We start from the raw sequence: 20920 nt of genomic DNA, 5'->3' as shown, positions 1-20920 counted from the left end.
GGTGAGCCCGGACCGACGACCCGGTGATCGGCTACGAGCCGAAGAAGTTGGTGGCCACCAGGGCGACGACGATCACGCCCGCCGCGACGACCCCGACCGCGCTGGCCGCGACCGCCAGGACCACGGGCGCCTTCGAGTCCTTGGGCTTCGCCGCGGCCAGGACGACCTGCCGCGTCGAGGTGTGGCTCGACACCGCACGGCTCGCGCGCACCGGGCTGGCGTCGGTGTCGGGCTGCTCGTCCTGCTGGTCGAGCAGCCGGTCGACCTCGGCGCCGTCGATCGGCCGGTGCGACCCGGTCGAGGACAGCGAGGACGGCAGGTCGATCGACCCGGTGAGGATGACCTCGCCGGTGGCGTTCAGCGCACCGGTCGGGTCCGCCAGGGCCGAGTTCGGCAGGATGATGGCGTTCGACCGCGCCTCGGTGACGCGGCGGGTGCCGGTCTCCTCGTCGTGGACCTCGGCGTCGTTCGAGTCGTGCGCGAAGGTGGACCAGTGGCCGCTCGGCGCCTCGAAGGCCGTGGTGACCGGCTTCGGCTCGCGGCCGGCATCAGACGACGCCGGACGGGATGCGGAGCCCGGCGCCGACGCCGCGCCGGAACGGACGGCGGAGGTCGGTCCGGACACCTGGGCGTCGGCGGGCACGACGGGCAGCGGGACCTCGTTCGTGTCGTCGTCGTCCAGGTCGAGCGGGAACACGCCGGGAGCCGCTGCAGCCGGGGCGGAGGTCGGGGCCGGGATGACGTCGTCGACACCGGTCCCCGCCGTCGTACCCGGCTCGTCGGTGACCGCGAGGTCGTCCGGGTCCGCGTCGTGCGGTGCCCAGGTGGTGCGGTGCAGGCGCGGCTCCTCCGCGTGCGCGGCCGCCGCCTCGAGGGGCTCGATCGCATCGGGCGATCCGTCGGCGGCCGTGGCCTGCTCGACGGCTGCCGGGTCGAGGTGGGACACCTCGGGGTTCGGCTCCTGCCAGTGCGAGGTCTCGCCGCCGTCGTCCTCAGCGCGGGTGTCCTGACCGGCGTCGTCGTCCGACCGGTCTGCGGTGTCGGCGGTGTCGGCGGGGCCGGCGAACCCGAAGGGCACCAGCGGCACCCGCTCGGGGTCGACGCCCGACGCGGCCGTCTCGGCGGGCGTCGGGAGGGACGGCACCTGTGCGTCCGGGGCCGGGACGGCGGCCGGACCGGACAGGGTGCCGAGCACGTCCTGCACCGTGCGGTCCGAGGAGTGCGGGGTGGGGTTCTGCAGCGGGACCGGACGGCCGCCCTGCTCCTGTGCCTCGCGGAGGAGCCGCAGCTGTCGGCGGGACATCCCGCCGGTGCCGGGCACGATCTCCGTCGCGGACGCCGGCGGCTGGTCCGGGACACCCGAGGGTGCGCTGGCGGACCGCGGGACGGCCGACTGGGCGGGCGCCGCGGAGCCGGGCGCGACGTGCGAACCGGGACGACGCCGGGCCTCCGGCGCGCTGGTCGCGGCGACGGTCGGCGGTGGGGTCACGGGCTGGGCACCGCCGGACGCGGCGCGCTCACGCTCGCGCATCTGACGCCGCGACAGGGGCGGCTGCGCGTCGGACGGACTCATGCAACGCTCCGATACAGATGGTGCTTCGAGATGTACTGGACGACGCCGTCCGGTACGAGGTACCAGACGGGGGACCCGCCTCTCACCCGATCGCGGCAGTCGGTCGAGGATATCGCCAGCGCGGGGACCTCGAGGACACTAACGTCCCGTTCTGGGAGTCCGGTGATGCTCAACGCGTGTCCCGGTCGGGTCACGGCGACGAAGTGGGCCAGGTCCCAGAGGCCGTCGTGGTCCTTCCAGTCCAGGATCTGCTGGACCGCGTCCGCTCCGGAGATGAACACGAGCTGCGCGTCGGGGCGCTGCTCGCGGAGGTCGCGGAGGGTGTCCACCGTGTAGGTCGGACCCGGGCGGTCGATGTCCACCCGGCTGACCGTGAACATCGGGTTCGACGCCGTCGCGATGACCGTCATCAGGTACCGGTGTTCGGCGTCGGTGACGTCCGCCTTCATGTACGGCTGACCGGTCGGGACGAACACGACCTCGTCGAGGTCGAAGTGCTTCGCGACCTCGGACGCCGCCACGAGGTGACCGTGGTGGATCGGGTCGAACGTCCCGCCCATCACCCCGATGCGCGGCCGACCCGTGCTCTCGAGCATCGGGGGGCTGGTCAGATCTTCGAGTGGCCGAACTCGTCCACGCCGGTCTCGTGCTGACGGGTGGCCTGGAACTTGTGCGAGTGGCGGTAGGCGACGTCGCGGAAGCTCCACGTGACGAAGCCCAGGAAGGTGAAGAAGCAGGCGGCGACGATCGGGTAGACGATCGCGGGGACGCCGGCCGCGTGCTCGGCGGCCTCAGCGAGGAGTGACATCTGGCAGTGCTCCGATCGGTCGAGGAAGACTCCGGACCATCCTAGCCGCGGATGTGTCCCTGCCCGCGCACGAGCCACTTGGTACTCGTGAGCTCCGGGAGCCCCATCGGCCCCCTGGCGTGCAACTTCTGGGTCGAGATGCCGACCTCGGCCCCGAAACCGAACTCACCCCCGTCGGTGAACCGGGTCGAGGCGTTCACCATGACGACAGCGGAGTCGACCCCGGCCAGGAAGTGCTCCGCCGTGTCGACGTCGTTCGTCACGATCGACTCGGTGTGGTGCGTCGACCACCGGGCGATGTGCGCCATGGCCGCGTCCACGTCCGGTACGACCCGGATCGACAGGTCGAGGTCCATCGACTCGGTCGCCCAGTCGGCCTCGGTCGCGCGCAGGACCCCGGGCACGATCGTCCGGGCGGCGTCGTCGCCACGGAGGGTCACCCCGGCGCCACGGAGCCGGTCGGCGAGCACGGGCAACAGCCGTTCCGCGGCCCGCTCGTGCACCAGCAGGGTCTCGAGGGCGTTGCACACGCTCGGCCGCTGCACCTTGCTGTTCAGGACGATGTCCACGGCCCGGTCGAGCGGCGCGGACTCGTCGAGGAACACGTGCACGACCCCGGCCCCGGTCTCGATCACCGGCACCTGGGACTCGGTCACGACGGTCTGGATCAGGGAGGCGCTCCCCCGCGGGATGAGCACGTCGACGAGCCCACGGGCACGCATGAGCTCGGTCGCGCCCTGCCGGCCGAACTCGTCGATGGTCTGGACCAGTTCCCGCGGGAGTCCGACCGAGGCGACGGCGTCCTGGATCCGTGCGACCAGGACCGCGTTCGTCCGCTGCGCCGCCGACCCGCCGCGCAGGACGACCGCGTTGCCGGACTTCAGGGCCAGGGAGGCGATGTCGACGGTCACGTTCGGTCGTGCTTCGTAGATCGCGCCGACGACCCCGAACGGCACGCGGACCTGCGTGAGTTGCAGGCCGTTCGGCAGGACCGATCCCCGGACGTGCTGGCCGACCGGGTCGGTCAGGCCGACGACGTGCTCGACGGCGTCCGCGAGGGCGTCGACCCGGAGCACGTCGAGCCGCAGTCGGTCGAGCAGACCCGACGACAGGCCGGCGTCCTCCCCCGCGACGAGGTCCTCGTGGTTCGCCGTCACGATCTCGGCCGTGCCCGCACGCAGCTCGAGCGCGATCGCCCGGAGAGCGGCGTCCTTGACGGCGGTCGTCGCGGTCGCGAGCGCCGTCGATGCGGAGCGTGCGGCGGTCAGGACGTCGGCCAGGGTCGGTGCGGGGGCGGTGCGGGACATGGACCGATCGTAGACCGGCGACCACCCGCGTGACGCGACCTGTGGACACGGACGGGAGGCGCGCCTCCAGGCCGTCGACGACCCGCGCTCAGGCGCGTGGTGCGGCCCGGAACCAGGTACCGACGTGCTCGCCGCCGAGGGCTCGCTCGACGAGCGCGGTGGCCGTGACGAGGACCGCGGTGCCGGCCTCGGCGGCGAGTCGCGCGGCCGCGACCTTCGTGCCGGCTCCCCCGGTGCCGACCCCGGCCGCGCCGATCGAGCCGAAGGTGACGCCGGCGAGCTCGTCGCCGAACCGGACCTCGTCGATGCGGGTGGCGCCGGGCTGCTCCGGCGGCTTCGTGTACAGGGCCTCGACGTCGGACAGGAGCACGAGGGCGTCGGCCTCGAGCTGCCGGGCGACCAGTGCCGCGAGCCGGTCGTTGTCACCGAACCGGATCTCGTGGGTGGCGACCGTGTCGTTCTCGTTGACGATCGGGAGCACCCGGAGTTCGAGCAGCCGGTTCATCGCACGGCGGGCGTTCACGCGGTGCGTCGGGTTCTGCAGGTCGCCGGCGGTGAGCAGCACCTGGGCCGCGGTGACGCCGTGGCGATCGAGTTCCTTCTGGTACCGGAACACGAGGACGGCCTGCCCGGTCGCGGCGGCCGCCTGCTGGGTCGCGAGGTCGTCCGGCCGGCCGTCCAGGCCGAGGAAGGGGAAGCCCGTCGCGATCGCACCCGAGGACACGAGCACGACCTCGGTCCCACGCCGGTACGCACCGACCAACGCGTCGACCAGGGGGCCGATCTGCCCGGCGTTGTCCCCGCTGACCGAGGAGGACCCGACCTTCACGACGATCCGTCGCGCGCGCGGGATGTCGGCCCGCTCGGTGACGGGTCCGGCGGTGCGCTCGGTCGTGTCGGTCATCGTCGCTCCCGGGTCAGTCCCGCTCGGCTGCTGCCTGCTCGACGGACGAGGCGGTGTCGGGCACGCCCGCGTCGGTGGCGTCGTCCTGCCACAGCCCGGCGCGGCGCTCCTGCTCGAGCTCCGCGCGGGCGGCCGCCTTCGCGTCCATCCGCTCGAAGTAGTCGGCACGACGCTCGTTGCGTGTGGGGCGCGCGTTGAGGTCGAGTCGGGCGTCGGTGCCGCGTGCACTCGTGATGAGCTCGGCGGTGGAGGTGAGGGTGGGCTCCCAGTCGAAGACCATCCCGCCGTCGCCACCGATCACGACGGTGGACCCGGCGACGGCTCCGGCCTTGAAGAGGCCGTCCTCGACACCGAGCTTCGCGAGCCGGTCGGCGAGGTAGCCGATCGCCTCCTCGTTGGTGAAGTCGGTCTGCTGGACCCAGCGCTCCGGCTTCGCGCCGCGGACGCGGTAGAAGCGGTGCTCCTCGCCGCCCTCGGCCCGGACTGTGAAGGGCTTCTCGTCGACGGCCTTCGGGCGGATGACGATGCGCTCGACCTCGGGCTCGGCGGCACGCTCGGCCCGCGCTTGCTCGACGACGTCGGCCAGGGCGAAGGTGAGTTCGCGCAGGCCCTTGTGCGACGCGGTCGAGATCGGGAAGACCCGGTAGCCGCGCGACTCGAACTCCGCGGTCACGAAGGCCGCGAGCTCCGCGGCGTCCGGCACGTCGATCTTGTTCAGCGCGATGAGCTGCGGCCGCTCGAGGAGCGGGACCTGTCCCTCGGGGACCGGGTACTGCTCGAGCTCGCGGAGGATGACGTCGAGGTCGCTCACCGGGTCGCGGCCGGCGTCGAGCGTCGCGCAGTCGATCACGTGCAGGAGGGCCTCGCAGCGCTCCACGTGGCGGAGGAACTCGAGCCCGAGGCCCTTGCCCTCCGACGCGCCCTCGATCAGGCCGGGGACGTCCGCGACGGTGAACCGGGTCGTGCCGGACTCGACGACGCCGAGGTTCGGCGTGAGGGTGGTGAACGGGTAGTCGGCGATCTTCGGCTTCGCTGCCGAGACCGCGGCGATGAGCGAGGACTTGCCCGCGCTCGGGAACCCGACCAGGGCCACGTCGGCGATGGTCTTCAGCTCGAGGCTGACGTCCCCGCTCCAGCCGTCGGTGCCGAGCAGCGCGAACCCGGGGGCCTTGCGCTTCGTGGTCGCCAGTGCGGCGTTGCCGAGCCCGCCCTGGCCGCCGGGGGCCACGACGACGCGGATGCCCGGTTCGGTGAGGTCCGCGAGCACCTCGCCGTCCTCGTCGTACACGACCGTGCCGACGGGGACGGGGAGCTCGAGCGTCTCGCCACTGACACCGCTCCGGTGGTCGCCCATGCCCGGCTGGCCGTTGCGGCTGGAGCGGTGGGGCGAGCGGTGGTAGCCCAGGAGGGTCGTGACCTGCGGGTCGGAGACGAGCACGATGTCGCCGCCGTCACCGCCGTTGCCGCCGTCGGGGCCCGCGAGGGGCTTGAACTTCTCACGACGGACGGACACACAGCCGTTGCCACCGTTGCCTGCCGTCAGGTGCAGGGTCACGCGGTCGACGAACGTCGCCATGGGTTCACTCCTGGTTGTCGTACGGGAAAACAGCGGGAGGGGCAGGCACACGGCCTGCCCCTCCCGCTGAACTGATCGTCGGTGACTACGCGTTGACGATGTTGATGACCTTGCGGCCACCCTTGGTGCCGAACTCGACCGAACCGGCCGAGAGGGCGAACAGCGTGTCGTCGCCACCGCGGCCGACGTTCGCGCCGGGGTGGAAGTGCGTGCCGCGCTGGCGGATGATGATCTCACCGGCGTTGACGACCTCGCCACCGAAGCGCTTCACGCCGAGGCGCTGTGCGTTCGAGTCGCGACCGTTGCGAGTGGAACTCGCACCCTTCTTGTGTGCCATGTCTCTACCTCCGCCTTACGCGATCTTGGTGACCTTGACGCGCGTGAGATCCGCGCGGAAGCCCTGGCGCTTCTTGTAACCGGTCTTGTTCTTGAACTTCTGGATGATGACCTTCGGGCCGCGGAGATCGGCGAGGACCTCGGCGGTGACCGTCACGTTCGCGAGCTCGGCCGCGGCGGAGGTGATCTTGTCCCCGTCCACGAGGAGCACCGGCGCGAGGTCGATGTTGCCATTGTCGTCGGCCTTGATGCGGTCGATGGTGATGATCGAGCCGACCTCGACCTTCTCCTGACGGCCGCCGGCGCGCACTACTGCGTAAACCACGTGGATTCCTTACGTAACTCTGCTTGAGGGAAGTCTCGGGTGCCCACTTCTGCGCGATCCATCCGGCTTGCCCCGGATCCCGGTTCACCCGGGTCCCAGGTCGCCCCGAGTCGATCGGCGACGCAGGCAGAACGGCCCGCTGACACCAGGGATCGAGAATACTCGATCCGACCAGGTGGGTCAAACGCCGACACACGTACCATGGCGGGATGACCGTGCTGATCGATCCCCCGGCCTGGCCCGCGCACGACACGCTCTGGTCACACCTGGTCAGTGACTCATCCTACGACGAGCTGCATGCCTTCGCCGACCGCGCGGGCGTCCCGCGACGGGCGTTCGACCACGACCACTACGACGTGCCGCAGGCCCGGTACGACGAACTCGTGGCGTCCGGGGCCTCCCCCGTGACCGGTCGCGAGCTGGTGCTGCGGCTCATCGCGAGCGGGTTGCGGGTGCCGCAGCGCGACAAGCGCCACTGACACGACCGTCTGCTGCAGACGACCGCGGGTGCCGGCACGCCGCCAGTGGGCCTCCGGAACGGGTCGTCAGGCCCGCGGGGCTCCCGCCGGACGGCGACGTGCGCGTCCGAGCCACAGCCACGCCACCGTCGACGAGCCGAGCAACATCAGCGCGAGCGGCAGCCCGATCTGCACCGGCGTGGTGACGGCGTCGACGAGCAGGCGCCCGAGGGCCTGTCCGACGGTCCCCTGCCCGGCGGCCTCGGCCAGCCCGTGGACGAGGCCCACGAGTGCGAGGGCGAGGGTCCCGCCCGCACCGGCGAGCAGGACGCGGAGCAGGACCACGGGCAGCGGCACCCTCGGCACGACGGGCGCGAGGAAGGCGAGCACGAGGAACGCCGCCAGGTGGAACGGGAACCGGGTGACGAAGACGCTCTGCACGAACGCCTCCACCAGGCTCGTCCCGCCGTGGCTCCGGAAGGGCCCGACGATCGTGCTCGTGCCGACCAGGCCCACCAGACCCGCGACGAACTCCACCAGGACGACGCTGACCACCGTCAGGGCGGCCCCGGTCGTCGCGAGCGGAGACGCGCCCGGCGCGACGACGGCGGCGCGGACCGGGGCGGCCGGAGCCGGGTCGGCGTGCGACCGCGGCGGCGGGACCGCACCCCAGCCCGGACCGGGCTGGTCGTGACCCGGGACCGGGCCGCGACCAGCCGTCGGCTGCTCGTCGGTCACCTCACCGTCCGACGATGACGGTGCCGTCGTCCTCGGTGCCGTCGGTCCCGGCGGGGCTGGCCGGTGCGCTGATGCTGCCCGAGGACACGCGACGCGAGCGGGAACGACCCTGACCGGGCTGCTTCGGCTCCGGGAGCGCCTGCAGCACCGAGTCGAGCAGCGACTCCGCGGCCTCCTCGCTCACCCGTCGCGGCTCGCGCTTGGCGACCCCGACCGGGATGTCGAGGATGGCGACCGTGGTGTCGGCCGGCGTGATCGCGGCCGACGAGCTGACCCGACGACGACCCGCGGGGCGTTCCTTCGGTGCGGCCTGGGGAGCCGGCTCGGACACGGCGGGCTGCTGTGCGACCGGTGCCGGCGCGACGGGCTGCTCCGCGGGGGCCGGGACCTCCGGCTGCGTGTCGGTCGTGTCGGCGCCGGCCGTCGTACCGGGCAGGACGGCCTCGGGCGCGGGCGTCTCCAGCGTCGACGCCTGCTCGGCGACCGGAGCCTGCTGCGCCGGTGCCTGCTGCAGATCCCCGGCTCGGCTCCCGCGACGACGGCGCCGCTTCGACCCGCCCGTCGACTCGGCCGGCGTCTCCGCCGCGGGGGCGACCGGCGAGGTCGGCGACGCGACCGACACCGGGGACGCCGGCGACACCGTCGCGGCGATGCCGGTCAGCGGCGCACCGGACTCGTCGTGCGTGATGGTGGACGCAGCGATCCGGGACAGCGCGTGCTTCACGTCGTCGGTGATCTGGTGTGCCGACGACTTCTGCTCGGTCGTGGCGTTGCCGCCGTTCGACCCGTTGCCGTTGCCGCTGCCGCTGCCGCTGCGCGCCTTGCGGCGCCCCTTGGTCGGACCGGGGTCGGCGTTGTTGTCGTTGACCTTCGCGTTCACCTCGTCGAGCGACTCGCGCAGGCCCACGCCGATCTTCTTGCGGGTCATCTGCACGAGGCCGAGCGAGGTGACCTCCGCCACCTGGTGCTTCGTCCGGTCGCGGCTCAGGCACTCGACGAGGCGACGGAGGACCAGGTCGCGGTTCTCCTCGAGCACCATGTCGATGAAGTCCACGACGATGATCCCGCCGATGTCGCGCAGGCGGAGCTGACGGACGATCTCCTCGGCGGCCTCGAGGTTGTTCTTCGTGACCGTCTCCTCGAGGTTGCCCCCGGAGCCGACGAACTTGCCCGTGTTGACGTCCACGACCGTCATGGCCTCGGTGCGGTCGATCACGAGCGACCCACCGGAGGGCAGCCAGACCTTGCGGTCGAGCGCCTTCTCGATCTGCTCGTTGAGCCGGTACTCCTCGAACGAGTCCGGCCCGTCGTAGAGCTCGACGCGGTCCTTGAGGTCCGGCGCCACGGCGGTGAGGTACTCGTCGATCGTCTGGCGGGCGGACTCGCCGTCGATGATGAGCTTCGTGAAGTCCTCGTTGAAGACGTCGCGCACGATCTTGACGAGCAGGTCGGGCTCGGAGTGCAGCATGACCGGGGCCTGCCCGTTCTGCACCTTCTTCTCGATGGCCTCCCACTGGCTGGTGAGGCGCTGCACGTCGCGGGTCAGCTGGTCTTCGGTCGCACCCTCGGCGGCGGTGCGCACGATGACGCCGGCGTGCTCGGGCAGGACCTCCTTGAGGATCTTCTTGAGACGGGCACGCTCGGTGTCCGGCAGCTTGCGGGAGATCCCGTTCATCGAGCCGTTCGGCACGTAGACCAGGTAGCGGCCCGGCAGCGACACCTGGCTGGTGAGGCGGGCGCCCTTGTGGCCGACCGGGTCCTTCGTCACCTGCACGAGGACCTTGTCGCCCGGCTTGAGGGCGGCCTCGATGCGACGACCGTGGCTGGTGTCGACCGAGTTCCAGTCGACCTCGCCGGCGTAGAGCACGGCGTTGCGGCCGCGGCCGATGTCGACGAAGGCGGCCTCCATCGACGGCAGGACGTTCTGCACCTTGCCGAGGTAGACGTTCCCGATGAGCGAGACGTTCTGCGACTTCGTGACGTAGTGCTCGGCGAGGACGTTGTCCTCGAGCACGCCGATTTCGATCGTGGAGGAGCTCGACCGGACGATCATCTGCCGGTCGACGCTCTCGCGACGGGCGAGGAACTCGTCCTCGGTCACGACCTGGCGGCGGCGCCCGGCGTCACGGCCGTCGCGACGACGCTGCTTCTTCGCCTCGAGGCGGGTCGAGCCCTTGATGCGCTGCGGCTCGGTGATGAGTTCCGGCTCGCGGCGGCGGGGTTCGGCCTGCTCACGGTCGCTGCTGCTCCCCCGTCGGCGGGTGCGACGACGGCCGCCACCCTGCTCGTCACGGTCCTCGTCGTCCCAGCGGTCGCTCCGGTCCCGGCGTTCCGTCCGCTCGGGGCGGTCGTCCCGGTCGTCGCGGTCGAAACGGTCCGCGCGGTCGTGGCGGTCACCGCGGCCGCCGCGCTCCGGACGCTCACTGCGCTCGTACCGGTCGCGGCCGGAGCGGTCGCGCTCGGGGCGGGCCGGCAGGTCGGGCAGCACCGGGGCGTGGAAGATCAGGCTGAGCGTGCTCGTGGCCTTCGGGACGAACGGTTCGGCGGGCGTCGGCTCGGCCGTCTCGCCGGTCCGGTCCGGACGGGAGGCCCGCTCCGCGTCCGCCTCGTCGCCCGCGTCCACCGCGCCGGCGGTCGGTGCGGAACCGGTCCCGTCCGGACCGGCCACCGTGTCGTCCTGGCCGACGGTCTCGTCCTGCGCGGCCGTCTCGTCCTGCGCAGCCGTCTCGTCCTGCGCGGCTGTGCCGGCTGTGTCCGCGACGGTGGCGTCCCCGGTGAGGGTGCTGACGTCGTCGGGCGCGGTGCCCGCACCCGAGGACGTGTCGACCGCGACGGGCACGGGACCGGTGGCAGTGTCGAGCACGAGCTCGTCGGCCTCGGACGTCTGCTCGACGTCCGCCTCGGCCGTGTCCGTCACGTCGGCGGTGTCGATGACGTCCGCGCCGTCGACGACGTCGACCGTCTCGGCGACGTCGACCGTCTCGGCGACGTCGACCGTCTCCGCGGCGTCGTCAGCCGCGGCGTCGGGACCGTCCGTGTCGACGGCGTCCGCTGCGACGTCGGACGGCTCGTGGGCCTCCAGGCCGCCCGACCGGGCGCGACGGCCGCCGAAGAGGCGGGTCCGGCGCTTCGGCGCGTCGTCGGTGTTCTGGTTCTGGTTCTCGTTCTGATCCACCATGGACTGGTGCACTCCTCGACCCCGCACGCACCCGGTGGGTGGCGGGAATTCTCTCGTTTCGGTGCGGGCGGCGACTCCGCCCCCGCGCTCGCTGCTGTTGCGTGACCGGTCCGTCTTCTCCGCGTCCGTCGTCGTGGGCACCCGGCTCACGGCGGCTCGGCGTCGGAGGTGACGCGTCGTCCGGTCACGGTGCTCTCTCACAGCACCATCACGTCCGGGCGGTGGCCCGGCAAGTTCTCGTCGTCGCCCGGATCGGCCGGGTGACTCCCCCATCATCGCACGCGGTCACGGAGAACGTCGGGAGCCCCGTGCGAAGATGACGCCGTGAGTTCCACGCCTGTCGCTCCCCGCCGCCCCGTCGCCGTCGCGATCCTGCTGCTCGTCACCGGCGTGGTCGGGCTGTACGCGGCGTTCCGACTGGTCCTCGACGAGTTCGAGAAGTACGAGAACCCGAAGGCCGTCCTGTCCTGCGACGTCAGCCCGTTCGTGAACTGTTCGAACGTGATGGCCAGCGCACAGGGACACCTCTTCGGGTTCCCGAACCCGCTGCTCGGGCTCATGGGCTTCGTCGCCCCGATCGCCGTCGGCGTGGTGCTCCTCGCGGGCTTCCGCGGGACGAGGTGGTTCTGGACGGTCTTCAACGCGGGCGTGTTCCTGGCCTGGGTCTTCGTCACCTGGCTGTTCACGCAGACCGTCTGGTTCATTGGCTACCTCTGCCCCTGGTGCATGCTCGTCTGGGCGATGACGATCCCGATGTTCTGGGTGTTGACGATCTGGAACCTCGCGAAGGGGAACCTGCCCTTCGGTGACGGGGCCCGTCGCGTCGGACGCGCGCTGCTGCCCTTCTGCTGGGCGTTCCCGCTGGCGAACTACCTGTTCATCGTCGTGGTGATCCTCGTGAAGTTCCCGACGGTGCTGACGACGCTCTGACGCCCGCAGGGGTCATTCGCCGAGCACGTCGTCTGACTGCCATCGATGTGTGGCTGAGCCGGTCCTTCAACGCCGCTCGAGCACGTGTGCGATGCTCGGCGAGTGCACACCGACGACGGCCCCAGGGACATGGAGGAGCTCTTTGCCCGTGGATCTCGGAGCGTTCGGACCAGCACAGCGGTCGGGCAGGTCGCGGGCTTGAGCGGCCTGCTGGCGATCCTGACCGGCACGGTCTCGGTCCTCGCAGCGGGGGTGATCGTGGCTGGTGGTGTCGCGCTCCTCGTCGGCGGAATGCTCGTTGTGCTCCCGTTTCTCTGACCGCGAGCGATAGGTTCGCCACGTGGACGTCGTGAGTGCAAAGGTGCTGGGGTCCATCGGGCTTGTCTTCGGAGTCGTCTTCGTCGCGACGTCGGTCGTGCGTCTGACTCGCCCCGACGTCGATACAGTGCTGGTCTTGCTCAGCACGGCCCTGGGCATCCTGTGGCTCAGTGCCGGAGTCGGGTTGTGGCGCTTCGCACTCCGCAAGCCGAAGGGCGATCGGTGAGCTGGCCCTCCTGACCGGCTTTCTCCGGTAGCCCATCGGTCAACGGGACGCCCGAGCCTGTTCCGAGCTCAGCGTGAGGACCCCGGCGCGAGGAACAAGGATGCCGGCTCGTTGCGTGACGACCGCTGACTCGCCGTCGAGGTTCGTGATCGAGGCCCGTGGAAGCCCGGCCACCACTGACTGCAGAAGTGTGGGCACATCTTGGCGTGCTGTGGCGATGACCAGTGAGCCGCGAGGTTCACCTGCCACAGGTGCCAGCCAAGCGTGCCATTGCGCTACCCGTCCGTCAGCGCCTTCGGGAGTAGGGCGACTCCGGACGCGAGCGCGCCCCGCACTTCGCGGCTGCTGCAACTCATCGCCATCCGGAGTGGCAGAGTCGGTCGCCCCTCGCTTCGTCGTCTGATGGCCGTCGACTGTCGTGACGGCATTCTCCTACCTCGCCGTGTGCTCGAGTACCTCGGTCGCTGCTCGACCCCAGCCGTTGGGGTCGTCCCCGGGAGGCACGAGTGCCAGGGAGTACCAGAGCACGAGGACCGGCCACCAGTGGAGTTCCTCGTCCGTGAGGGCTCGGACCGACTGGTAGCCATCCAGGAACTGCTGTCGGACGGACTCGGGAACGGGCTCCCAGTCGCGGAAGAGCGTCCCGAGCATGACCGCTGAACGAGCGAGCTCGCCGATCCGATGGTCGAGTCGGAGCTCCTCGAAGTCGAGGACGCCGACGACAGCGGTGCCTGCGCACAGGATGTTCGCGGCGCGGTAGTCACCCTGCACGATCTGTACGGGCGGCAGGTCCGCAGGTGCTCGTTCGAGCAGCTGCCCGAGGACGTCTCGGGCCTCCGGGGACAGCGTCGACGGGTCGGAAGTGACCCAGCCCGCGATCTGCTCGGTGAGGGGTGCCGGCACGGACAGGACCTCCGGTCGCGAGCTGCGCAGTGGGCACTCGCGCAGCGCATCGTGCAGCCGCGCGAGCGTCGCTCCCGCTGCACGGACCTGATCGGCGTCGTCGACGTCGAGGTGGCCGCCGTCGATGACGCGTTGCAATCCCATCGAGATGCCAGCGCTCGTCACCTGCACCTCACCCGCGAGTGTCGGGACCGGCGCCGACACGGGCAATCCGAGTGTTCCGAGCCACGCAGTGAGCTCGGCGGCGAACGTGAGCCGTTCGAACCGGTCAGGTGCGACCGACCACTTCAGCAGGAGACGTTCGTCGCCTCTGCGCACCCACGCGAGGGCGTTGCGGTCGCTCATCACGACCCGCTCGGGCGACTCGACACGAAGACCCCACTGGCGCTCGACCACTGAGGTGACCCAGTCGCCCACGGCCTCAGCGCTCGCGAACCCGAAACGGTCCCGGAGCACCGCATCCGGATCGTCCTGCTCCCACAACATCTCGATCGTCATCGGTCCCCCTTGCATCTGCATCACGAGACGAGCGCCGAGCCCGCCACCCCACACGATCTTGCCTCGCTTCACAGGACCGTTGTCGATCGTGCCGCCGTTCCGTGCCCCGCGTCTGGCTTCTTCGTGACCCGACGAGTTGGTGGAAGGCTGTCAGCAGCGGTCGATGAGATGACGTGTCACCGGATTCCGGGGTGCTTCCCAGCGCCAGGGCCCGGTCCCGACGCCCGCGGGCATTACGCTCGTTCCCGATGAGCGACAACGAGAGCAAGAAGGCGCGCCGGAACGCTGCGCGCGAGCGTGCCCGCGAGGCCCGCCAGAAGGAGCAGGCCCGCCGGCGTCGGAACAAGACGCTGACGATCAGCGCGATCATCGTCGGGTCGCTCGCGGTCGTCGCGGTCGTCGTGCTCGTGATCGCGAACTCGATCCAGCCCGTCGGCCCGGGCCCGAAGAACATGGCGAGCGACGGCATCGTCCTCACCGGCGAGAGCGGCAAGATCGTGCCCGTCGAGACGAAGGCCATTCCCGAGGGCGGGGAGCCGACGCCGACGAAGCAGGACGACTCGGTCACGAACATCACCGTGTACGAGGACTACATGTGCCCGATCTGCAACCAGTTCGAGACCGGGAACATGGACCAGATCAAGCAGTGGGTCCAGGACGGCACGGCCACGCTTGAGGTGCACCCGTTCAACCTGCTCGACCGCGCCTCGCTCGGTTCGAAGTACTCGACCCGCTCCGCCGCCGCCGCGGCCTGCGTCGCGAACTACGACCCGGAGGCCTTCCTCGACGTCAACAGCGCGTTCTACGAGAACCAGCCGTCGGAGAACACCCGCGGGCTGAGCAACGACAAGCTGGCCGACATCGCGGAGAAGGCCGGCGCGACGAACGAGAAGGTCGAACCCTGCATCACCGACCAGGAGTTCGCGGGCTGGGTCGCCGACGCCACGAACCGCGCGCTCACCGAGCCGCTGCCGAACTCCGACCTGCCGAAGCTGACGGGCACCCCGACCGTCATCGTCAACGGCAAGCAGTACAACGGCCAGGGCACGAACTCGTGGGCCGACGCCCAGGCGTTCGCCGCCTTCGTCGAGGCGAACGGCGCGTCCGCGAAGTAACCCGAGCGCCGGTACGAGGACGGCCCCCGCACTCCGAGGAGTGCGGGGGCCGTCGTCGTCCCGGTCGGACACCGTCCGACCGGGACAGGTCAGTCGGATCAGGCGAACCAGAGCCCGAGCTCGCGGGCGGCGGACTCGGCCGAGTCGGAGCCGTGCACGAGGTTCTGCTGGACCTTGAGACCCCAGTCGCGACCGAGGTCACCGCGGATGGTGCCGGGGGCGGCCGAGGTCGGGTCGGTGGTGCCGGCGAGCGAGCGGAAACCGGCGATGACGCCGTTGCCCGCGACGCGCACGGCGACGAGCGGGCCGGACTGCATGAACTCCACGAGCGGCTCGAAGAACGGCTTGCCCTGGTGCTCCTCGTAGTGGCTGTCGAGCAGCTCGCGCGGCGCGGTCAGCATCTTCAGGTCGACGATCTCGTAGCCCTTCGCCTCGATCCGGCGGAGGATCTCACCGGTGAGCTGGCGGGCGACGCCGTCGGGCTTGACGAGGACGAGGGTCTCTTCGAGTTCGGACACAGCGGGACTCCCTGCGGTTCGAGGTGGGATGGATCAGTCCTCGCCGAGTGCGGCGCGACGGGCGGCGTTCTGCCGGTCGAGCTGACCGCCCTTGACGAAGCAGAAGACCCACAACGCCAGGAACACCAGGCCCACCACGACCATGAAGGGCTCGATGAACCCGGTGGCGAGGATGGCCGCCTGCAGCAGCCACCCGAACCCTACACCGGCCCGGGAACCGGTCATCCGGGACGCGAGGAGGAGCACGATGATCGCCGCGATGCCCCCGCCGAAGGCGACGGCGGCCGGCAGCGTGTGCTTGCCGTAGACGACGAGCATCGGGAAGAAGAACATGAACGCCTCGAGGCCGAGCGTGATCGACAGCAGGCTCTCGCGGGCTCCGCGGTCACGACGCGGGTGCCGCACCCGCGGAGCGCGCGGCGGCCGGGAGGCACGCCCTGCGTCCGTCACTTCGTCCCGCCTTCCTGGTGCACCAGGTCCATGACCGCGCCCACCATGACGATCGACCCGGCGACGAGGACCATGGCGTCCTCGGCGTCCGCGTCGTCGGCCAGGTCGCGGGCCTCCTGCAGGGCGCCGGCGAGCGACGGCTCGACGACGACCCGGTCGTTGCCGACCTCGTCGACGACGACCCGGGCGAACTCGTCCGCGTCCAGTGCACGCTCCCCCGGCGGCTGCGTCACGACGAAGGTCGCGACGGTCTCCTTGAGCGCACGGACGAACCCGCGGGCGTCCTTGTCGCGGAGGATCCCGACGACGCCGACGACGTGCTCCGACGGGAACGCCACCGGCAGCGCGTCGGCGAGGGCCTTGGCTCCGTGCGGGTTGTGCGCGGCGTCGACCACGACGGTCGGCCCGGTCGCGATCGGCTGCAGGCGGCCCGGACTCGTCGCGTTCGAGAGGCCCTCGCTGAGGACGTCCTCGTCGAGGGCCTGGCTGCCGCGGCCGAGGAACGACTCGACCGCGGCGATCGCGACGGCCGCGTTGTGCGCCTGGTGCGCGCCGAACAGCGGCACGAACAGGTCGTCGTACGTGCCGGCGATGCCCTGCACGCTGACGAGCTGCCCGCCGACGGCCGGGGTGTCGCTCGTGACCCGGAACGCCGACCCCTCGACCGCGAGGGTCGACTCGGTGAGTTCGGCCGCGCGCTCGAGCTCGGCGAGCGCATCGGGCGACTGCGCGCTCGAGACGATCGACGAGGACGGCTTGACGATGCCCGACTTCGTGCGGGCGATCTCGGCGACGGTGCTGCCGAGCTGCTTCGCGTGGTCGATGGCGATCGGGGTGAACACCTGCACCTGGCTCTGCACGACGTTGGTGGAGTCCCACTCGCCGCCCATGCCGACCTCGATCACGGCCACGTCGACGGGTGCCTCGGCGAAGCACGCGAGCGCCAGCACGGTCAACGCCTCGAAGAACGTCAGCGGCTGCTCGCCCTTCGCGGTGAGCTCGGCGTCGGTCATCTCGAGGATCGGGGTGATGTCATCCCAGTTCTCGACGAACCGGCTCGGCTCGATCGGCTCGCCGTCGATGACGATGCGCTCCCGGATCGAGACGAGGTGCGGGCTCGTCATGAGTCCGGTGCGGAGCCCGTGGGCGCGGACGATGCTCTCGGTCATCCGGGCGGTCGACGTCTTGCCGTTCGTGCCGGTGATGTGGATGACCGGGTACGCCAGGTGCGGGTCGCCCAGGAGCTCGACGGCACGACGGGTCGCGGTCAGACGCCGTTCGGGTGCCTGCTCCCCGATCCGGGCCATGAGCGCCGCTTCGACCCGCCGGACCTCGTCGTCGTCCCCGCCGTACGGCAGTACCTCGCCGAGAGCGGTGTCCCCCGCCGGACCGACGGGGATCTCGATCCCGTCCGCGTCCTCCGCCGGGACCTCGTACTCGTTGCTGTCGCTCATGCGCGCTGGACCTCCACGGTCACCTTCGCTCCGTCGCCGACCGCGACGGTGTCCTCGTCCTGATCGAACGTCGTGGGCACGACCTGTACTCCGCCGGCGAGGGTCTCGTTCGCGATGAGCGTCTCGTGCACGCCGACCGCGGCTGCTGCCGTCTCGTCCGCATGGAGCGTCAGGACGATGCGGTCACCGACGTCGAGACCGGCGTCGCGTCGGGCCTGCTGCACGGCGCGGACGACGTCGCGGGCGATGCCCTCGGCCTCGAGCTCCGGCGTGGTGACGGTGTCGAGGACGACGAACCCGCCGCCGTCGAGGAACGCCACCGCCTTCGACGTGTCGGCCACGGTGAGGTCGAGCGTGAACTCGCCCTCGACGAGGTCGATGCCGCCGACGGTCACGCCGGTCTCGGTCGCGGTCCAGTCGCCCCGCTTGGCGGCCGGGATGACCTGCTGCACGGCCTTGCCGATGCGGGGGCCGGCAGCGCGGGCGTTGACGGTGAGCTTCCGCTCGATGCCGTACTGCGACAGGGACTCCTCGGCCTGCTGCTCGAGCACGACGCGCTTGACGTTGAGCTCGTCGCGGAGGATGTCCGCGAACGGCTCGACGGCCGCGGTGTCCGGCACGACGAGGGTCAGCGTGGCGAGGGGCAGGCGGACGCGCTTGCCGGTCGCCTTCCGGAGCGCGAGGCCCTTCGACGCGACGTCCCGCACACGGTCCATGGCCGCGACGAGGGCGTCGTCGGCGGGGAACTCGTCGGCCGACGGCCAGTCGGTCAGGTGCACGCTGCGGTCACCGGTCAGGCCCTTCCAGACCTCCTCGGTCACGAGCGGTGCCAGCGGCGCCGCCACCCGGGCGAGCGTCTCGAGGACCGTGAACAGCGTGTCGAACGCGGCACGGGCCTCCGGGGAGGACTCCGCGCCGGCCCAGAACTTGTCCCGCGACCGCCGGACGTACCAGTTGGTGAGCACGTCGGCGAAGTCGCGGATCGCCTGCGCGGCCAGCGGGGTGTCGAGCGCGTCGAGGTGCGTCGTGACGTCGGCGACGAGCACACGGGTCTTCGCGAGCAGGTACCGGTCGAGCACGTCGGTGCTCGCGGTGCTGCGGCTCGCCTGGTACCCCGATTCCCCCGACGCGTTGGCGTAGAGGGTGAAGAAGTAGTACGTCGACCACAGCGGCAGGAGGAACTCGCGGACGCCCTGTCGGATGCCCTCCTCGGTGACGACGAGGTTGCCGCCGCGGATCACCGACGACGACATGAGGAACCAGCGCATCGCGTCGGCGCCGTCGCGGTGGAACACCTCGGACACGTCCGGGTAGTTCCGCAGGCTCTTCGACATCTTCTGCCCGTCGGAGCCGAGGACGATGCCGTGGCTGATGACGTTGGTGAACGCCGGACGGTCGAACAGCGCGGTCGAGAGCGCGTGCATGACGTAGAACCAACCGCGGGTCTGCCCGATGTACTCGACGATGAAGTCGGCCGGGCTGTGGGTGTCGAACCACTCCCGGTTCTCGAACGGGTAGTGCACCTGGGCGTACGGCATCGAGCCGGAGTCGAACCAGACGTCGAACACGTCGGTGATGCGGCGCATGGTCGACCGCCCCGTGGGGTCGTCCGGGTTCGGCCGCGTCAGCTCGTCGATGAACGGCCGGTGCAGGTCGACCTCGCCCTCGGCGTTGCGGGGCAGGCGGTCGAAGTCGCGCTCGATCTCCTCGAGCGAGCCGTAGACGTCCTGACGCGGGTACTCCGGGTCGTCGGACACCCACACCGGGATCGGCGTGCCGAAGTACCGGTTGCGCGAGACCGACCAGTCGATGGCGTTGCCGACCCACTTGCCGAACTGGCCGTCCTTCACGTTGTCCGGCACCCAGGTGATGTCCTGGTTCAGCTCGCCCATGCGGTCGCGGAACTCGGTGACGCGGACGAACCACGACGAGACGGCCTTGTAGATGAGGGGCTTGCGGCAGCGCCAGCAGTGCGGGTAGCTGTGCTCGTACGACGCCTGGCGGAGGAGCCGGCCGGCGTCACGGACGGCCTTCGTCAGCGGCTTGTTCGCGTCGGACCAGAGCATGCCGGCGACCTCGCCGAACTGCGACGTGAACAGGCCGCCCTCGTCGAGGGAGAGCACCACGGGGATGCCCGCGGCCGCGCAGACCTCCTGGTCGTCGGCACCGTAGGCCGGGGCCTGGTGCACGATGCCGGTGCCCTCGCCCGTCTCGACGTACTCGGCGACGAGGACCTTCCAGCCGTTCTCCATGCCCTCGGTCTCCGACAGGAAGTCGAACAGGCGCTCGTAGGTGACGCCGTCGAGCTCCCGGCCCTCGATCGTCCGGCTGACGGCGTCGACGGCCTCCTCCGCCGAGGCGTAGCCGAGGTCCTTCGCGTGCGCGGCGACCGTGTCGGACGCGAGCAGGTACGTCGCGGAACCGGCGGCGCCACCGTCAGCCGCGCCTCCCGGCCCGGCCGGCAGGACCGCGTACGCGATCGCCGGACCGACCGCGAGCGCGGCGTTGGTCGGCAGCGTCCAGGGGGTGGTCGTCCAGGCGAGGGCGCGGACGCCGGTCAGCCCGAGCTCCTCCGCACGCGCACCGGTCAGCGGGAACGCGACCGTGACGGACTGGTCCTGACGCATCTTGTAGACGTCGTCGTCCATGCGGAGCTCGTGGTTCGACAGCGGGGTCTGGTCGTTCCAGCAGTACGGCAGGACGCGGAAGCCCTCGTACGCCAGGCCCTTGTCCCACAGCGTCTTCCAGGCCCAGAGGACGCTCTCCATGTACGTGACGTCGAGCGTCTTGTAGTCGTCCTCGAAGTCGACCCAGCGCGCCTGGCGGGTGACGTACTGCTGCCACTCGTCGGTGTACTGCAGGACGGACTGCTTGGCGGCTGCGTTGAAGACGTCGATGCCCATGGCGTCGATCTCGTGCTTCTCGGTGATGCCGAGCTGCCGCATCGCCTCGAGCTCGGCGGGCAGACCGTGGGTGTCCCACCCGAAGCGGCGGTGCACCTGCTTGCCACGCATGGTCTGGTAGCGCGGGAAGACGTCCTTCGCGTACCCGGTCAGCAGGTGGCCGTAGTGCGGCAGGCCGTTGGCGAACGGCGGGCCGTCGTAGAAGGTCCACTCGTCGCAGCCCTCGCGCTGGGCGATGGAGGCACGGAAGGTGTCGTCGCCCTTCCAGAAGGCGAGGATGCCGTCCTCGACCGCGGGGAAGGACGGGGACGGGGTCACGCCGTCGGGTTCGGAGTTCAGCGGGTACCGCACGGGAGGCTCCTGGAGGTCGGTGGAACTGGACCACGAGGACGGAGCCTGCGC

The 20920-nt window shown here is 70.9% G+C and carries 20 protein-coding genes; 5 read left to right on the top strand and 15 right to left on the bottom strand.

What is annotated here, in order from left to right:
* Positions 1-31: 31 nt before the first annotated feature.
* From DEJ32_RS06620 to rplU, 8 genes are all read right to left on the bottom strand, one after another.
* Positions 32-1573 carry a hypothetical protein gene (locus DEJ32_RS06620; RefSeq protein ID WP_146234093.1) on the bottom strand — a complete coding sequence of 514 codons (1542 nt, stop codon included), beginning with the start codon at positions 1571-1573 and terminating at the stop codon, positions 32-34.
* Positions 1570-2169, bottom strand: a complete 600-nt coding sequence (nadD, locus tag DEJ32_RS06610) for a nicotinate-nucleotide adenylyltransferase (protein WP_110823839.1) — start codon at positions 2167-2169, stop codon at positions 1570-1572. Before nadD ends, DEJ32_RS06620 begins: the two co-directional genes overlap by 4 nt.
* A gap of 11 nt (positions 2170-2180) precedes the next feature.
* The gene (locus DEJ32_RS06605; protein WP_110823838.1) at positions 2181-2381 is read right to left on the bottom strand and encodes a hypothetical protein; all 201 of its coding nucleotides are present in this window, start codon (positions 2379-2381) and stop codon (positions 2181-2183) included.
* 41 nt (positions 2382-2422) lie between these two features.
* A complete protein-coding gene (locus DEJ32_RS06600; protein ID WP_110900709.1) occupies positions 2423-3688 on the bottom strand; it encodes a glutamate-5-semialdehyde dehydrogenase in 1266 nt (421 codons plus the stop codon).
* Positions 3689-3776: 88 nt separating this feature from the next.
* Positions 3777-4592: a glutamate 5-kinase gene (proB, locus tag DEJ32_RS06595; protein WP_110823836.1), complete on the bottom strand. Its 816-nt coding sequence runs from the start codon at positions 4590-4592 to the stop codon at positions 3777-3779.
* Positions 4593-4605: 13 nt separating this feature from the next.
* Positions 4606-6168 (bottom strand): GTPase ObgE, encoded by a 1563-nt coding sequence (gene obgE, locus DEJ32_RS06590; RefSeq protein WP_110900708.1) that lies wholly within the window; start codon positions 6166-6168, stop codon positions 4606-4608.
* Positions 6169-6253: 85 nt separating this feature from the next.
* Positions 6254-6505, bottom strand: coding sequence for a 50S ribosomal protein L27 (gene rpmA, locus DEJ32_RS06585; protein ID WP_071257351.1), 252 nt, complete (start codon positions 6503-6505; stop codon positions 6254-6256).
* A gap of 15 nt (positions 6506-6520) precedes the next feature.
* On the bottom strand, positions 6521-6829 hold the full coding sequence (gene rplU / locus DEJ32_RS06580) for a 50S ribosomal protein L21 (protein ID WP_110823834.1): 309 nt from the start codon (positions 6827-6829) through the stop codon (positions 6521-6523).
* A gap of 209 nt (positions 6830-7038) precedes the next feature.
* Between rplU and DEJ32_RS06575 the strand changes: the two genes are divergently transcribed.
* Entirely contained in the window at positions 7039-7308 is a 270-nt protein-coding gene (locus DEJ32_RS06575) for a DUF4031 domain-containing protein (RefSeq protein WP_110890530.1), read from the top strand.
* A gap of 66 nt (positions 7309-7374) precedes the next feature.
* On the opposite strand, the gene DEJ32_RS06570 is transcribed toward DEJ32_RS06575, so the two are convergent.
* The gene (locus DEJ32_RS06570) at positions 7375-8025 is read right to left on the bottom strand and encodes a hypothetical protein (RefSeq protein WP_110900707.1); all 651 of its coding nucleotides are present in this window, start codon (positions 8023-8025) and stop codon (positions 7375-7377) included.
* A gap of 1 nt (position 8026) precedes the next feature.
* Positions 8027-11203 carry an Rne/Rng family ribonuclease gene (locus tag DEJ32_RS06565; protein WP_110900706.1) on the bottom strand — a complete coding sequence of 1059 codons (3177 nt, stop codon included), beginning with the start codon at positions 11201-11203 and terminating at the stop codon, positions 8027-8029.
* Positions 11204-11527: 324 nt separating this feature from the next.
* On the opposite strand from DEJ32_RS06565, the gene DEJ32_RS06560 reads away from it, so the two are divergent.
* From DEJ32_RS06560 to DEJ32_RS06550, 3 genes are all read left to right on the top strand, one after another.
* On the top strand, positions 11528-12133 hold the full coding sequence (locus DEJ32_RS06560; protein WP_110823830.1) for a vitamin K epoxide reductase family protein: 606 nt from the start codon (positions 11528-11530) through the stop codon (positions 12131-12133).
* 102 nt (positions 12134-12235) lie between these two features.
* A complete protein-coding gene (locus DEJ32_RS06555; RefSeq protein WP_110900705.1) occupies positions 12236-12451 on the top strand; it encodes a hypothetical protein in 216 nt (71 codons plus the stop codon).
* A 22-nt stretch (positions 12452-12473) separates the two neighbouring features.
* Entirely contained in the window at positions 12474-12677 is a 204-nt protein-coding gene (locus tag DEJ32_RS06550; RefSeq protein WP_110900704.1) for a hypothetical protein, read from the top strand.
* A 432-nt stretch (positions 12678-13109) separates the two neighbouring features.
* Here the strand turns inward: DEJ32_RS06550 and DEJ32_RS06545 are convergent, their stop codons facing one another.
* Entirely contained in the window at positions 13110-14078 is a 969-nt protein-coding gene (locus tag DEJ32_RS06545; protein WP_220032996.1) for a phosphotransferase, read from the bottom strand.
* Between the two features lie 248 nt (positions 14079-14326).
* Between DEJ32_RS06545 and DEJ32_RS06540 the strand changes: the two genes are divergently transcribed.
* Positions 14327-15193, top strand: coding sequence for a thioredoxin domain-containing protein (locus DEJ32_RS06540; protein WP_110900703.1), 867 nt, complete (start codon positions 14327-14329; stop codon positions 15191-15193).
* Positions 15194-15291: 98 nt separating this feature from the next.
* Here DEJ32_RS06540 and ndk read toward each other — a convergent pair whose 3' ends face one another.
* Genes ndk through ileS form a run of 4 tightly spaced genes read right to left on the bottom strand, consistent with a single transcriptional unit; the run spans position 15292 to position 20869 of the window.
* Positions 15292-15711, bottom strand: a complete 420-nt coding sequence (gene ndk / locus DEJ32_RS06535; RefSeq protein ID WP_110823828.1) for a nucleoside-diphosphate kinase — start codon at positions 15709-15711, stop codon at positions 15292-15294.
* A gap of 33 nt (positions 15712-15744) precedes the next feature.
* Positions 15745-16161, bottom strand: coding sequence for a DUF4233 domain-containing protein (locus DEJ32_RS06530; RefSeq protein WP_110900702.1), 417 nt, complete (start codon positions 16159-16161; stop codon positions 15745-15747).
* Complete coding sequence (locus tag DEJ32_RS06525) at positions 16158-17615, bottom strand: folylpolyglutamate synthase/dihydrofolate synthase family protein (protein WP_110900701.1); 1458 nt, start codon at positions 17613-17615, stop codon at positions 16158-16160. The genes DEJ32_RS06530 and DEJ32_RS06525 overlap by 4 nt, the downstream gene beginning before the upstream one ends.
* Positions 17612-20869, bottom strand: a complete 3258-nt coding sequence (ileS, locus tag DEJ32_RS06520) for an isoleucine--tRNA ligase (RefSeq protein WP_110900700.1) — start codon at positions 20867-20869, stop codon at positions 17612-17614. Before ileS ends, DEJ32_RS06525 begins: the two co-directional genes overlap by 4 nt.
* Positions 20870-20920 lie beyond the last annotated feature (51 nt).

Source organism: Curtobacterium sp. MCPF17_046 (assembly GCF_003224295.1).
Lineage (GTDB): Bacteria > Actinomycetota > Actinomycetes > Actinomycetales > Microbacteriaceae > Curtobacterium.
This window is presented reverse-complemented; position numbering and strand designations above follow the sequence as displayed.

Excerpts from the sequence above, each read along its gene's own strand:
- DEJ32_RS06620 (WP_146234093.1), bottom strand. The coding sequence starts at position 1,573 with ATGAGTCCGTCCGACGCGCAGCCGCCCCTGTCGCGGCGTCAGATGCGC.
- nadD (WP_110823839.1), bottom strand. The coding sequence starts at position 2,169 with ATGCTCGAGAGCACGGGTCGGCCGCGCATCGGGGTGATGGGCGGGACG.
- DEJ32_RS06605 (WP_110823838.1), bottom strand. The coding sequence starts at position 2,381 with ATGTCACTCCTCGCTGAGGCCGCCGAGCACGCGGCCGGCGTCCCCGCG.
- DEJ32_RS06600 (WP_110900709.1), bottom strand. The coding sequence starts at position 3,688 with ATGTCCCGCACCGCCCCCGCACCGACCCTGGCCGACGTCCTGACCGCC.
- proB (WP_110823836.1), bottom strand. The coding sequence starts at position 4,592 with ATGACCGACACGACCGAGCGCACCGCCGGACCCGTCACCGAGCGGGCC.
- obgE (WP_110900708.1), bottom strand. The coding sequence starts at position 6,168 with ATGGCGACGTTCGTCGACCGCGTGACCCTGCACCTGACGGCAGGCAAC.
- rpmA (WP_071257351.1), bottom strand. The coding sequence starts at position 6,505 with ATGGCACACAAGAAGGGTGCGAGTTCCACTCGCAACGGTCGCGACTCG.
- DEJ32_RS06575 (WP_110890530.1), top strand. The coding sequence starts at position 7,039 with ATGACCGTGCTGATCGATCCCCCGGCCTGGCCCGCGCACGACACGCTC.
- DEJ32_RS06565 (WP_110900706.1), bottom strand. The coding sequence starts at position 11,203 with ATGGTGGATCAGAACGAGAACCAGAACCAGAACACCGACGACGCGCCG.
- DEJ32_RS06545 (WP_220032996.1), bottom strand. The coding sequence starts at position 14,078 with ATGACGATCGAGATGTTGTGGGAGCAGGACGATCCGGATGCGGTGCTC.
- DEJ32_RS06540 (WP_110900703.1), top strand. The coding sequence starts at position 14,327 with ATGAGCGACAACGAGAGCAAGAAGGCGCGCCGGAACGCTGCGCGCGAG.
- DEJ32_RS06525 (WP_110900701.1), bottom strand. The coding sequence starts at position 17,615 with ATGAGCGACAGCAACGAGTACGAGGTCCCGGCGGAGGACGCGGACGGG.